We start from the raw sequence: 13,591 nt of genomic DNA, 5'->3' as shown, positions 1-13,591 counted from the left end.
ACAACCTACTGAGAGATCACACCTAGCGGCCGGGAATGGGGAATCGGGAATCGGGAATCGGGACTCGAAACACCGCTTGTTGCGCGCGCGTCTCGGTCCGAGCGCGAACGTTCAGACACGACAGCCCGCTCTTGCGACTCCCCATTCCCGATTCCCCATTCCCGAACAACATGGACGCGACCGCGGGCATCGTGTATTAAACCCCGTCCCCGGGAGGCTTCATGCACACAGGCAAAGACATCACCCTCCGCCTGATGATCGTCGACGACAGCGGCGAAGACGCCGAGGCGATCGTCAGCAGCCTGCGCAACAGCGGGATCGCGGTGCGCCCGTCGCGGCCGCAGCACGCCGAGGAGTTGTCGGCGATGCTGGCCGCGCAGCCGATCGACCTGGTGCTCAGCGCACAGGCCCAGTCGATCCCCCTGCCGCAGGTGCTGCAACGGGTCGCCGCCAGCGGCAAGGACATCCCGGTCATCGTGCTGGCCGAGCGCATCGACGAACAGGAATGGCTGGAGGCCGTGGCCGGCGGCGCGCGCGCGATCGCGCTGCGGCAGCGCCCCGAGCACTTGCTGGCCGTGGTCCGCACCACCTGGGCCGACCTGCAGGCGCGGCGCGGCCTGCGCCGGATCGAGGCGCAGATGCGCGAGACCGAGCGCCGCTGCGACGCACTGATCGCCTCCTCGCGCGATCCGATCGCCTACATCCACGAGGGCATGCACATCCGCGCCAACGACGCCTACCTGGAGATGTTCGGGTTCGAGTCGTTCGACGACGTCGAAGGCGTGTCGCTGCTGGACATGGTCGCCCCGCAACACGTGGAAGGTTTCAAGCAGTTGCTGAAGTCGCTGAGCAAGGGCGAGCCGCCGCCGGCGCAGTACCAGGTGGACGCGCGCACCCTGGAAGGCGACAGCTTTCCGGCGACGATGGAATTCGCCACCGCCAGCTACGAGGGCGAGGCCTGCGTGCAGGTGGTGTTCCGCCGCCGCGAGGAGTTCGACCCGGAACTGGCGCGCGAGGTCGAGGACCTGCGCCAGCGCGACCAGGTCACCGGTCTGCTCAACCGCCCGACCTTCATGCTGGCGCTGGAAACCGCGGTGGCCCAGGTCGGCCGCGGCGAGGGCCAGTACGGCTTCCTGCTGGTCGAGCCGGATCATTACGCACGCCTGTTGGCCGACATCGGCCTGGATTCGGCCGATGCGCTGGTCGCCGCATTGGCCCAGCACCTGGCCGCGGCCATCGACGGCGACGTGCAGGCGGCGCGCTTCGGCGAGCACAACTTCGCGCTGCTGCTGGAAGGCGACTACGCGCGCACCGCGGCGCTGGCCGAGCGCCTGCTGCAGGCCTACGCCAGCCAGGTGTTCAGCGTCGGCGAGCGCTCGGCCACGGTCACCGTCAGCATCGGCGGCGTGCAGATCGGCGAGAAGATCGCCAGCGTCGGCCAGGTCCTGGCCCGCGCCAGCGAGAACGTGCAGGCGACCGTCGAACTGGGCGGCAACGCCTGCAAGATCTTCGACCCGGGCGCGGCCGACCGACTCGAGGAAGAGCGCGTGCAGCGCTGGGTCCAGCACCTGCGCGAGGCCCTGGCCGGCGACGGCTTCCTGCTGCACTACCAGCCGGTGCTGAACCTGCAGGGCGAACCGCACGAGCTGTACGAGGCCTACCTGCGCCTGGAACGCAACGACGAACTGATCGGCCCGTCGACCTTCCTCGGCATCGCCGCCGAGCATGGCCTGACCGCCGAGATCGACCGTTGGGTGGTCGCGCGCGCGATCGCCGTGATCGGCGAACGCCAGCGCGCCGGCCACGCCACCAGCCTGCTGGTCAAGGTCAGCCCGGAGGCCTTCGCCGACACCCAGATGGTCGACCTGATCCGGCGCGAACTGGCGACGCACGGCGTGCCCGGCGACCGCCTGTGGCTGCAGACGCCGGAGGCCAAGGTGTTCACCCACCTGCGCAACGCGCAGCAGTTCCTGGCCGATGCCACCGCCCTGGGCTGCAAGGTCGGGCTGGAACAGTTCGGCTCCGGCCTGGACTCGTTCCAGTTGCTGGCGCACTTCCAGCCCTCGTTCCTGAAGCTGGACCGCGGCTTCACCCAGGACCTGACCCAGACCCGCGAGCACCAGGACAAGATCCGCGAGATCACCGCGCGCGCGCAGTCGGCGAGCATCCGCACCATCGCCGAGTTCGTGTCCGACGCGACCTCGATGAGCCTGCTGTTCAGCGCCGGCGTCGACTACGTGCAGGGCGAATTCGTCGGCCTGGCGGCGCCGGGGATGACGTTCGATTTTGCCTGAGGGGCCGCGATTCGGGATTGGGGATTGGGGATTCGCAAAAGCAACGGCCGGCGGAGCCTGCGCTCCGCCGGCCGGCGTGTCGATCTAGCGAACTATCAGCTCACCGTCGCGTTGACGTGCGAGGCGCGCAGGGTGGCGATGCGCTCGGACAGCGGCGGGTGGCTCATGAACAGCTTGCGCAGGCCCTGGCCCAGGCCACCGGCGATGCCGAAGGCCTGCACCTGCGACGGCAAGGTGCTCTGACCATGGTTGAGTTCCAGCCGCTGCAGCGCCGCGATCATCTTGGCGCGGCCGGCCAGGCTGGCGCCGCCGGCGTCGGCGCGGAACTCGCGGTAGCGCGAGAACCACATCGCGATCATCGTCGCGAACAGGCCGAACACCAGCTCCAGCACCATCACGATCGCGTAGTAGGCCAGGCCGCGGCGGCCATCGCGGTTGCCGGACAGGTAGCTGTCGACCACGCCGCCGACCACGCGCGCCAATACGATCACGAAGGTGTTGAGCACGCCCTGCAGCAATGCCATGGTCACCATGTCGCCGTTGGCGATGTGGCTGATTTCATGGCCCAGCACTGCCTCGGCCTCGTCCTCGGTCATGTTCTGCAGCAGGCCGGTGGAAACGGCGACCAGCGCATTGTTGCGGTTGGCGCCGGTGGCGAAGGCGTTGATCTCCGGGCCGTCGTACACGGCGACCTCGGGCATGCCGATGCCGGCGGCCTGCGCCTGGCGCTGCACGGTCTGCAGCAACCAGCGCTCGGTGTGGTTGCGCGGCTCGGTGATCACTTGCGCACCGGTGGCGCGCTTGGCCATGAACTTGGACAGCAGCAGCGACACCAGCGAGCCGCCGAAGCCGAAGATCGCGGCCATCACCAGCAGGCCGCCCATCTGGTTGGGGTTGACCCCGAACACGGACATGACAATGCCGGCCAGCACCAGCACCGCCAGGTTGGTGATGAGGAACAGGACGATACGATTGAACATGTGAGCGTGGGCTCCGCACAGATTAAATGGAAGGATTGGCTCGAATCTGCGGTGTCGGCCGCTTGAATTCAAGCGCGTACCTGACCGAGGATTCAGCTTGTCCATGTCCCCGCCTCCCTACCGCGGCCGCTTCGCGCCCTCGCCCACCGGCCCGCTGCACCTGGGTTCGCTGCTCGCCGCCTTCGGCAGTTGGTTGCTCGCCCGCCACGCCGGCGGCCAGTGGTTGCTGCGCATCGAGGACGTGGACCGCCCGCGCAGCGTGCCCGGCGCCGCCGAACGGCAACTGGCGAGCCTGCGCGCCTGCGGCCTGGAGGCCGACGGACCGGTGCTGCGGCAGAGCGAGCGCGATCCGATCTACCGCGACGCCCTGCAGCGGCTGCTGCAGGCCGGCCTCGCCTTCTCCTGCAGTTGCAGCCGCAGCGCCCTGGCGGCGCAGGGGGGCGTGCACCACGCTTGCGTCACCGACGCGCCACGCGCACAGCCGGCCATCCGTCTGCGCGTGCCGTCCGGTGCGGCCAGCGTGGTGGCCTTCGACGACGCGGTGCGCGGCCGGCTGGCCCAGGACGTCCATGCCAAGGTCGGCGATGTGGTGCTGCTGCGCGCCGACGGCTGCTGGGCGTACCAACTGGCCGTGGTGGTCGACGATGCCGCGCAAGGCATCACCGACGTGGTGCGCGGCGCCGACCTGCTGGACTCCACGCCGCGGCAGATCCTGCTGCAGCGTGCGCTGAGCCTGCCCACGCCGCGCTACCTGCACCTGCCGCTGCTGCTCGACGCCGATGGCCGCAAGCTGTCCAAGTCGCACGCGGCGCTGCCGCTGGACGATGCCGACCCGCTGCCGGCGCTGCGCCTGGTCTGGGCGACGCTGGGCCAGCCGCCGGCAGCGTTGGCCGGCGCCGGGTCGGTACCGGCGCTGCTGGCCGCCGCGCTGCGCGCCTTCGACCCGGCGCGGTTGCCGGCGCAGGACCGACGCGTGGACGATGCGACGCCAGTCGCACCGGCTATCCCCACCGACATCAAGGCTGACTAGAATCGGACCCTGGGCCGCGCCGCGGCCGTCCTTTCCCACCATTTCTATCCGGAGCGACATCCATGACATCACGCGTTGCGCTGGTCACCGGCGGCACCGGCGGCATCGGCACCGCAATCTGCGAGCGGCTGGCCGCGCAGGGCCACCGCGTGGCCAGCAACTACCGCGACCAGGCCAAGGCCCTGGCCTGGCAGCAGCGCATGCGCGAGCGTGGCCACGACGTCGCCATCGTCCCCGGCGACGTCGCCTCGCCCGAACACGCGCAGACCCTGGTGCGTGAGGTCGAACGCCAACTCGGCCCGGTCGAGATCCTGGTCAACAACGCCGGCATCACCCGCGACACCACCTTCCACAAGATGACCGCCGAGCAATGGCACGAAGTCATCAACACCAACCTCAACTCGGTGTTCAACGTCACCCGCCCGGTGATCGAGGGCATGCGCCAGAAGCGTTGGGGGCGGGTCATCCAGATCAGTTCGATCAACGGCCTCAAGGGCCAGTACGGCCAGGCCAACTACGCTGCGGCCAAGGCCGGCATGCACGGCTTCACCATTTCCCTGGCGCGCGAGAACGCCAGCTACGGCATCACCGTCAACACGGTCTCGCCCGGCTATGTCGCCACCGACATGGTGATGGCGGTGCCGGAGGAAGTGCGCGCCAAGATCGCCGCCGACATCCCCACCGGGCGCCTCGGCAAGCCGGAGGAGATCGCCTACGCCGTGGCGTTCCTGGTCGCCGAAGAGGCCGCGTGGATCACCGGCTCGAACCTGGACATCAACGGCGGCCACCACATGGGGTGGTGAGCGGCTGAATCGCTCAGGCGGCGGCATTCGCGCGAGGTAACGCTATCCCGCATTGGCCGCCACGGCGGCCTGTGGACTTTTGCTGCGCTGCGAATGCTGCGCAGCATGATTTTTTTGCTGCACCCGCGTGTTCAGGTACTTTCGGCGGTTGCAAGCCCTGCTGCGCTGCGCCATGCTGCGCGCCTACCGTCACAGAGCGATCGCTTCATGGCTGAGATTCGCATCATCAAGAAGTATCCCAATCGCCGCCTCTACGACACCGAGATCTCCAGTTACATCACCATCGAAGACGTCCGCCAGCTGATCATCGACGGCGAGGAATTCGAAGTCCGCGACGCCAAAACCGGCGAAGACCTCAGCCGCGCAGTGCTGCTGCAGATCATCGCCGACCAGGAACAGGACGGCGAACCGATGCTGTCCACGCAGTTGCTCAGCCAGATCATCCGCTTCTACGGCGACTCGCTGCAGGGCTTCATGGGCAACTACCTGGAGCGCAGCATGCAGGTGTTCCTCGACCAGCAGCAGCAGTTCCGCCAGCAGATGGGCAATCTGCTGGGGCAGACCCCGTGGACCATGATGAACCAGCTCACCGAGCGCAACCTGGAGCTGTGGCAGGAATTCCAGCGCAACCTCGGCGCCGGCTTCGGCCGCCCGGCCGCTGGCGCGGGCACCGGCAAGCCTGGCGAACCGCCGGCGGGCGCCGCACCGAAGTCGCGTCCGCGCTGAGTCCTGCGACCGGGTGAGGTTCGGCGGGGCGCTTCGCACCCCTACCCTCACCCCACCCCCTCTCCCGGCGGGAGAGGGGCTTTTGCTCTCCCTTCTCCCCTCGGGAGAAGGTGCCCCGCAGGGGCGGATGAGGGTACGGCCGCACGCCAACCACACGTGTGACGCACCTTCCCGTCAGCGCGAACGCGCCGGCTTGCAATTCCCGCAGATCCGCTCGACCTTGTAACCACGCGCGCGCAGGCCATCGACCACGCCGTCCGGCCCGAGCAGGTGCAGCGCACCCACCACCACCAGAGTGTCGCCGCCACCGTCCTTCAGGCGCTGCTCCAGGCGCGGCAGCCAGGCCTGGTTGCGCTCCACGTCGATGCGCTGGTACAGCCGCGGGTAGTCGCGCTTCATCTGCGCGCCGATCTCCTGCCACAGCTGGCGCTCGTCGCCGCGGCGCCAGGCATCGTGCAGGCGCAGCGTCTGCGCCGCGCCCTGCTCGGCATCGTCCAGCGCCTCGGTCAGCATCTGCTTCTGCTCCACCGGGTCCATGCCGTCGAGCAGGTCGATCTGCGCCTGCGCGGTCTCCAGGCCCTCGGCACTCTTGCCGTCCTGCAAGGCCAGTGTCATGAAATGACGATCCAGCCCGGCATCGGCCTCCAGGCCCTGCGCCTTCATGTCGGCGATGCTGATGCTGAGGCCGACGAACCACGGCTCGAAGCCGCTCATCTGCGCCAGCGGCAGGCCGTGGCCGGCGGCATAGCGGCGCAGCCGCTCCCAGGTCGCCGGGTCCAGATCGTCCTGCAGCCGCTTGCCGTCGTGGCGTTGCGCCGCCTGCAGCATCTGCGCACCCAGCTGCGGCGCATCCACGTCCTTCGGCGCCAGTTCGAACAGCAGCCGCGGCGACGCCGCGTAGGCCGCATCGACTTCGCGCGCCAGCGGATAGTCGTCGGCCTTGAGCATGTGGAACGAGCCCAGCAGGTACAGCGTGCCGCGCGGGCCGCTGACCTTCCACAACAGCGGCGTGGGCGGCACCACCGTAGGCGCTGCGGCGGCGGGCGCGACAGGCGTCGCGGCCACCGGCGGCGGCGTGCGGGCCAAGGCCGGCAACGCCAGGCACAGCGACAGGCCCACCAGCAAGCGGCGCAACAGGCGCGGGAACGGGGTCATCGGCATCCTCGGGTCAATGGGCGGCGGCGTAGGCCTTCTCGCCGGCATCCACCGCCAGGTCGAGGCGGTTCTCCGGCGGCGGCAACGGACAGGTGGCAAACGGGGTGAACGCGCACGGCGGGTCGTAGGCGCGGTTGAAATCCAGCACCACGCTGCCGTCGGCCGCGGGCGGGTCCACGTCCAGGAAGCGCCCGGCGGGGTAGCTGCCGCGACCGCTGGTGCGGTCGGCGAACACCACGAACAGCGGCTGGCCGGGTTCGCCGATCGCCTGCAGGCGGTAGCGCTTGCCGCCGCGCTCGAACTCCAGCGCACCGGGATTCGGCGATGGCGTGGTGACGCCGATGATGTCGACGATGGGCAGGGTCGTGCCCGGTGGATTGGGCACGAAACGCCCGCGCACGCGCCAGGATTCGGCCAGCGGCCAGTACGGCACGCCTGCGAAACCCAGCCGGGTCGGCGCATCGGCGTGCTTGACCCGCAGCGCATAACGGCCGCCACGTTCGATCAGGCTGAGCTTGCCCTTGCCGTCGTCGAAGTCGATCACCGTCGGCTGCGGATCGTGGTCGCTGTACACGCGGATGCGCCCCTGCACCGGCGCACCGGCGACGCTCAGTCCGGCGCCACGCTCGGGCGTCAGGTACACCTCGCGCTGCGCCTGCGACACCAGCGCCATCCGCGCCGGCCCCACCGCCAGGCGGATGCCGCTGTCCGGGCCGCTGCCGACGTAGTGCTCCTTCAGTTCCAGCCAGTGCAGGCCGACCAGGCTGGTCCAGCCGTCCGGCGCCTGCAGTTCGCGCTGGCGCTGCGCACGCCAGGCTTGTTCGTCCGCCACGAACCGTGCGTCCATCGCCTTCGGCGCGGCCGGTGCCGGCGCCTGCTTGCCGCATCCGCCCAAGGCGACGAGCGCCGCCAGCAGCGCCGTCGTCCACATCCGCTTGTCCATCACCGCCCCCGCAGGAACCAACGATCGATCTCGCCCAGGGTGAACCGCGCCCAGGTCGGACGCCCATGATTGCATTGTCCGGAGCGCTCGGTGGCCTCCATGTCGCGCAGCAGTGCGTTCATTTCCGGAATGGTGAGGCGGCGGTTGGCGCGCACCGCGCCGTGGCAGGCCATGGTCGACAGCAGCGCATCGCGCGCGCCGGCGACACGACCGCTGTGGCCGTGTTCGCGCAGGTCGGTGAGCACGTCGCGCAGCAAGGCCTCCGGCTCGGCCTGCGCCAGCAGTGCGGGAATGCTGCGCACGTGCAGCGATTGCGGTCCGCTGCGGGTGATCTCGAACCCGAGCGCGGCCAGCGTCTCCGCCTCGCGCTCGGCGGTGTCGGCATCGCGTTCGCCGACTGCCAGGGTGATCGGCACCAGCAGCGGCTGCGCATGCAGGCCGATGCCATCGTGCGCGGTCTTCAAACGCTCGTAGCCGATGCGCTCGTGCGCGGCGTGCATATCGACCACGATCAGGCCGTCGGCGTTCTCGGCCAGGATGTAGATGCCGTGCAATTGCGCGATGGCGTAGCCGAGCGGCGGCACGCCGCTGTCGGCGGCAGTCGGCGGCAGGCCGCCGGCAGGGTCCTGGGTCTGCCGCGGCAGGCCGGCGGCGCTTCCCGCATCGGCGGTGGGCGCGTACAGCGCCGCGTACGCTGCAGGCGCCTCTTCCACGCGCAAGCCCAGCGGCGATTGCGCCGGGCGCCACTGCGCGCCGTAACCGTAGCCCTGCCCGCCCCCACCACCACCACCACCGCCACTGTTCGGCGCGCCTGTGCCCGCCCAGGCCGCAGTACCCGCGGCTGGCGGCGGCAGCGCGGCGTCGGCGCCGATCGCGCCGGGCAGGCTGCCGGCACGGGTCTGCGCCAGCGCATCCTGCAGCGTGCGGTAGACGAAATCATGGATCAGCCGCGCATCGCGGAAACGCACCTCGTGCTTGGCCGGATGCACGTTGACGTCCACCCGCGCCGGTTCCAGTTCCAGGAACAGCACATAAGCCGGCTGGCGGCCATGGAACAGCACATCGCCGTAGGCCATCTTCACCGCATGAGCGACACTGCGATCGCGCACAGAACGGCCGTTGACGTAGAGGTATTGCTGGTCGGCGCTGGCGCGCGAGTAATGCGGCTGCGCGATCCAGCCATGCAGGCGCAGGCCGGCACCGCTGTGGTCCACGCGCAGCGCCTGCTTTGCGAAGTCTTCGCCCAGGGTCTCGCCCAGGCGCGCGTCCGAGTACAGATCGCCCGGCTTGTAGCGCCGCGACGGCTTGCCGTTGTGCGAGACGCGCAGCTCCACGTCGGGGCGCGCCAGCGCCAGCGAACGCAGCCACTCCTCGATGTGGCCCAGTTCGGTGCGTTCGGCGCGCAGGAACTTGCGCCGCGCCGGCACGTTGTAGAACAGCTCGCGGACCTCGACCAGGGTGCCCGGCGGCAATGCGCGCGGCTGCACCTCGCCGACCTTGCCGCCTTCGACCTGCAGCGCTGCGCCGTGTTCGTCTCCGGATCGGCGCGAGGCCAGGGTGAAGCGGCTGACCGAGGCGATCGACGGCAACGCTTCGCCGCGAAACCCGAGCGTGCCCACCGATTCCAGGTCGTCCAGCGAGGCGATCTTGCTGGTCGCGTGCCGCGAGATTGCCAGCGGCAGTTCCTCGGGCGCGATGCCGCCACCGTCGTCGCGGATGCGGATCAGGCGCACGCCGCCTTCTTCCAGATCGATGTCGACGCGGTGCGCACCGGCGTCCAGCGCGTTCTCCACCAGTTCCTTGACGACAGAGGCCGGACGCTCGACCACTTCGCCGGCGGCGATCTGGTTGATCAGGATCTCGGGCAGCTGACGGATGCTCATGCCGTGCTCGCTCCATGCGCGCACAGACGCGCGCCGGTCGAGGCGACAGGACGAAAACGACAGCAGAAGAAGAACATCGGCACGGCTCGCGGCGCGGACGCCGTCATCGAGGATCAGCCGTTAATGATAGCGCCTCAACGGCTGCCGCCGGCCACCGTGCTGGCCGCTTCCGCCTCGGCCTGCGCGCGCGCGGCGAACAGCGTGCCCGGCGGCGGCTGCCGGGTGAAGAAGGTGCTGACGCCATCGAGCACGGCACCGGCGATGCGGCGCTGGTAGGCCGGATCGGTCAGCCGGCGCTCTTCGTCCGGGTTGGAGATGAAGGCAGTCTCGACCAGCATCGCCGGCATGTCCGAGGTGCGCAGCACCGCGAAGTTCGCGCGCTCGATCTCGGGCTTGTGGTTGTTGCCGATCCGCTTGAGTCCGCCCAGCACTTGCTCGGCCGCATCTTCGGAGGACTTCATGTGGCCGCTCTGGGCCAGGTCCAGCAAGACGTTGGCAAGCGTACTGTCGGTTTTCTGCAGGCGCACGCCGCCGATCAGGTCGGCGGCGTTTTCCTTGTCCGCCAGCCAGCGCGCGCGCTGCGAGGACGCGCCCTTGGTCGACAGCACGTACACCGAGGAGCCGGTCGCGCTGCGGTTCTCGGCTGCGTCGGCGTGGATCGAAATGAAGATGTCGGCCTTGGCCGCACGCGCCTTCTGCGCGCGCATCGGCAGAGGAATGAACACGTCGGTGGTGCGGGTCATGTAGGCCTTCATGCCCGGCGTGGCGTTGATCTGGCGCGCCAGTTCGCGGCCGATCGCCAGGGTCACGTCCTTCTCATGCTTGCCGGTCGGACCACTGGCGCCGGGATCCTGGCCGCCATGGCCGGGATCGATGGCCACGATCAGCGGACGCATGCCGGGCGCCATCTTCACCCGCGAGGCCGCGCTCGGCATCACCGGCCGTGCTTCGGCGGCAGCAGCCACCGCCGCATCGTCGTCCGCGTCGTCACGCTCGGACGGCGCGTTCGCCGGCGGCGCGACTGTCGCAGGCGCCGGCGTCGGCACAACGCCGGGCATAGGACGGCCGGCCACCGCGGCAGCAACGCTCGGCGCAGAGGCAACGACGGTCGGGGCTGGCGTGGGCGCGGCGGGCGGCTGCACCGGGGTCGGCGCCGGCTGGCTGGCACGCTGCACCACCGACGAAGTCAGCGCCGCAGTCGCACGCGCCGCTTCGGCACGCGCATCCACTACCGGCTTGGGCGCTGCGACAGGCGCGGCCTGCGGCAGCGGGGCCACGGCTGCCGGCGCGTCGGCGGCGACCGTCTTGCCCGCCGGTGCCTCGCCCGGCCACTCGATCACCAGCACCGAACTGCCGCCGATGGTCTGCATCTGCGGCTTGAACGCCACCACCGAACTGCTCAGGTCGAACACGATGCGCAGGGTGCCCGGCACCGGATGCCCGGTGCGCACTGCGCTGACCACGCCGCCGCCGGCCGGCAGCTTCAGGCCCTTGGCAGCGGAGGAATCGGGAAGATCGACGACCAGGCGATTGGGATTGGCCAGCGACAGCGTGCTGAAGCCACCGCTGCCCTGCAGACGGATCTCGGCGCGGGTGCCGGTGGCGCCGTTGTCGAGCGAGACCGACTGCACCTGCCCGGCAAACGCCGTCTGCGCCGCCAGGCACCAGCCTGCGGCAGCGGCGAAACTGGCGAAAAAACGGGTCCCCGGGCGCATAACGCGATTCAAACATCGCCGGGAGTCAAAGGCAAGCGGTTTTCCCTTAATAATCCATAACCTGCCTTCACTTTCTAGCGTCAGCCGGCAAAAAGTCCCTGCAAGTCGGCCTGCTGGACCAGCTGCGCCAGCCAGGCGGTCCCCACCTCGGTACGCGCCTGCAGGGCGACAAGACGCCCGTCGCCGCGCACCGCCAGGCGCACGTCCAGATCGGCGGGCGCCAGCACGTCGCCGCCGCGCTCGGGCCATTCCACCAGCCACAGCGTGGCCCCGCCCTCGTCCAGCCCGAGGAAATCCAGCTCGCCCGCCACGCCGATGCGGTACAGATCCAGGTGCCAGGCCTCGCCATCGGCCAGCGGGTAACGCTCCACCAGGGTGTAGGTGGGGCTGCGGATCGCGCCCTGCACCCCGAGCGCGCGCAGCAGCGCCCGTGCCAGGGTCGATTTGCCGGCACCCAGATCCCCGTGCAGATGCACCGCGGCCTGCGCCGGGCGGGTCGCGGCCAGCACGCGGCCGAGGCGCTCGGTGGCCTCGCTGTCGAGCAGGAACAAGCTGAGGCTCATGGTTCGGATTCCGGATTGGACAGGCGCCGCAGCGCCGGCAACAGGTCGGTGGGCAGCAGGCCGCGCTGGCCGTCGGCGGCCGCGCGATCGCCGGCGCCGGCATGCAGCAGCGCGCCGACGCTGGCCGCCTCGAACGCCGGCAACCCTTGCGCGCGCAGCGCCGCGATCACCCCGGTCAACAGATCGCCCATGCCGCCGACCGCCATGCCCGGATTGCCGGCGGCGATCACCCGCGGCGTCTGCCCGGGCGCGGCGACCAGGCTGCCGGCCCCCTTCAGCACAATCGTCGCCTGGTAGCGTTCGGCCAAGGCCGCGGCGGCCGCGAAGCGATCGCATTGCACCTCGGCCGTTGAAATGCCGAGCAGGCGCCCGGCCTCGCCCGGGTGCGGGGTCAGTACCGCCTGCGGGACGGGCCGCGGCGCCTGCGCAAGCAGGTTCAATGCATCGGCATCCAGGATCAGCGCGCGGTCCGAATCGGCCAGGACCGTCTGCCACAGCGTCTGCGCCCAGGCGTCCTGGCCCAGCCCGGGACCGAGCGCCACCACGCTGGCCTTGCGCAGCAACGGCGCCAGCGCCGCCGCCTCGTCGACCACATGCGCCATCGCCTCCGGGCAGCGCGCCAGCAGCGGTGCCACGTGCGCGCTGCGGGTCGCCACGCTGACCAGGCCGGCCCCGCTGCGCAGGGCCGATTCGGCACTGAGCATCACCGCTCCGCCGCTGCCGAGATTGCCGCCGACGCACAGCACATGCCCGGAGTCGCCTTTGTGGCTGTCCTGCCGGCGCGGCGCCAGATGGCGGCGCAAGGCGCCGACGGTCCAGGCCTGTGCGCGCGGCACGCAACCGGCGAACGCAGCCGGCGGCACCGCCAGCGTGGCCAGTGCGCGCTCGCCGACATGGTTCAAGGCCGCACCGGTATGCAAGCCGGCGTGGGCCACGATGAACTGCAAGGTCAGCGTCGCCGGCAACACCGCGCCGGGCACGCTGCCGGTTTCGGCGTCCACGCCGCTGGGCACATCCAGCGCCAGTACCGGCGCGCCAAGTCCTCCCAGCGCGCCGAGCAGCGCCGCCAGTTCGGCGTCCGGCGCGCGATTGAGGCCGATGCCCAGCAGCGCATCGACCACCACGTCGGCCGGCGCCAGTGCCGCGTCGAACTCCTCGATGCGACCGCCGACGCCGATGTAGTCGGTGCAGGCGCGCTGCGCCAGCGGCGATTGCGGGCCGCGCCCGGACAACTGCAGCACACGCACCTGGCGCCCGGCGCGATGCGCCAGCCGCGCCAGCACGTAGCCATCGCCACCGTTGTTGCCGCTGCCGCAGGCCACCAGGATGCGCTGCGCCTGCGGCCAGCGCTGCAGCAGCGTCTGCCACCCGGCCTGGCCGGCGCGCTGCATCAGCGTGTAGCCGTCGCCGCCCAGCAGCGCGGTGGCCTGCGCATCGATGCGGCGCGCGTCCGCGGTGGCATGGAGATCGAAGCAGTCGTACATGCACGGGATTCTAAA

General features: G+C 70.3%; 11 protein-coding genes. 4 read left to right on the top strand and 7 right to left on the bottom strand.

What is annotated here, in order from left to right; genetic code table 11:
* Window positions 1-221: 221 nt before the first annotated feature.
* Window positions 222-2,294, top strand: a complete 2,073-nt coding sequence (locus CEK66_RS03820) for an EAL domain-containing protein (RefSeq protein ID WP_152236000.1) — start codon at window positions 222-224, stop codon at window positions 2,292-2,294.
* A 95-nt stretch (window positions 2,295-2,389) separates the two neighbouring features.
* Here CEK66_RS03820 and htpX read toward each other — a convergent pair whose 3' ends face one another.
* A complete protein-coding gene (gene htpX, locus CEK66_RS03815; RefSeq protein WP_017909331.1) occupies window positions 2,390-3,274 on the bottom strand; it encodes a protease HtpX in 885 nt (294 codons plus the stop codon).
* 103 nt (window positions 3,275-3,377) lie between these two features.
* On the opposite strand from htpX, the gene gluQRS reads away from it, so the two are divergent.
* The 3 genes from gluQRS (at window position 3,378) to phaR (ending at window position 5,833) form a co-directional block, all read left to right on the top strand.
* Entirely contained in the window at window positions 3,378-4,304 is a 927-nt protein-coding gene (gene gluQRS / locus CEK66_RS03810; RefSeq protein WP_152235999.1) for a tRNA glutamyl-Q(34) synthetase GluQRS, read from the top strand.
* Between the two features lie 62 nt (window positions 4,305-4,366).
* Window positions 4,367-5,107 (top strand): beta-ketoacyl-ACP reductase, encoded by a 741-nt coding sequence (locus tag CEK66_RS03805; protein WP_017909333.1) that lies wholly within the window; start codon window positions 4,367-4,369, stop codon window positions 5,105-5,107.
* Window positions 5,108-5,314: 207 nt separating this feature from the next.
* Window positions 5,315-5,833, top strand: coding sequence for a polyhydroxyalkanoate synthesis repressor PhaR (phaR, locus tag CEK66_RS03800; RefSeq protein ID WP_017909334.1), 519 nt, complete (start codon window positions 5,315-5,317; stop codon window positions 5,831-5,833).
* A gap of 174 nt (window positions 5,834-6,007) precedes the next feature.
* On the opposite strand, the gene CEK66_RS03795 is transcribed toward phaR, so the two are convergent.
* The 6 genes from CEK66_RS03795 to CEK66_RS03770 all read right to left on the bottom strand — a co-directional run bounded on the left by CEK66_RS03795 (window position 6,008) and on the right by CEK66_RS03770 (window position 13,576).
* Entirely contained in the window at window positions 6,008-6,988 is a 981-nt protein-coding gene (locus CEK66_RS03795; RefSeq protein WP_152235998.1) for a TraB/GumN family protein, read from the bottom strand.
* A gap of 13 nt (window positions 6,989-7,001) precedes the next feature.
* Window positions 7,002-7,931 carry a DUF1684 domain-containing protein gene (locus CEK66_RS03790; protein ID WP_152235997.1) on the bottom strand — a complete coding sequence of 310 codons (930 nt, stop codon included), beginning with the start codon at window positions 7,929-7,931 and terminating at the stop codon, window positions 7,002-7,004.
* Window positions 7,931-9,814 carry a DNA mismatch repair endonuclease MutL gene (mutL, locus tag CEK66_RS03785; protein WP_152235996.1) on the bottom strand — a complete coding sequence of 628 codons (1,884 nt, stop codon included), beginning with the start codon at window positions 9,812-9,814 and terminating at the stop codon, window positions 7,931-7,933. Before mutL ends, CEK66_RS03790 begins: the two co-directional genes overlap by 1 nt.
* 134 nt (window positions 9,815-9,948) lie before the next feature.
* Window positions 9,949-11,529, bottom strand: coding sequence for an N-acetylmuramoyl-L-alanine amidase (locus tag CEK66_RS03780; protein ID WP_152235995.1), 1,581 nt, complete (start codon window positions 11,527-11,529; stop codon window positions 9,949-9,951).
* A gap of 80 nt (window positions 11,530-11,609) precedes the next feature.
* Complete coding sequence (tsaE, locus tag CEK66_RS03775) at window positions 11,610-12,092, bottom strand: tRNA (adenosine(37)-N6)-threonylcarbamoyltransferase complex ATPase subunit type 1 TsaE (protein WP_152235994.1); 483 nt, start codon at window positions 12,090-12,092, stop codon at window positions 11,610-11,612.
* On the bottom strand, window positions 12,089-13,576 hold the full coding sequence (locus CEK66_RS03770; RefSeq protein ID WP_152235993.1) for an NAD(P)H-hydrate dehydratase: 1,488 nt from the start codon (window positions 13,574-13,576) through the stop codon (window positions 12,089-12,091). The genes tsaE and CEK66_RS03770 overlap by 4 nt, the downstream gene beginning before the upstream one ends.
* Between the last annotated feature and the right edge of the window lie 15 nt (window positions 13,577-13,591).

The sequence above is a fragment of the Xanthomonas sp. LMG 12460 genome, from assembly GCF_009192895.1.
In the GTDB taxonomy this organism is placed as follows: domain Bacteria; phylum Pseudomonadota; class Gammaproteobacteria; order Xanthomonadales; family Xanthomonadaceae; genus Xanthomonas_A; species Xanthomonas_A sontii.
The sequence above is the reverse complement of the archived record's forward strand: the minus strand, read 5'-3'. Positions and strand labels throughout refer to the sequence as shown.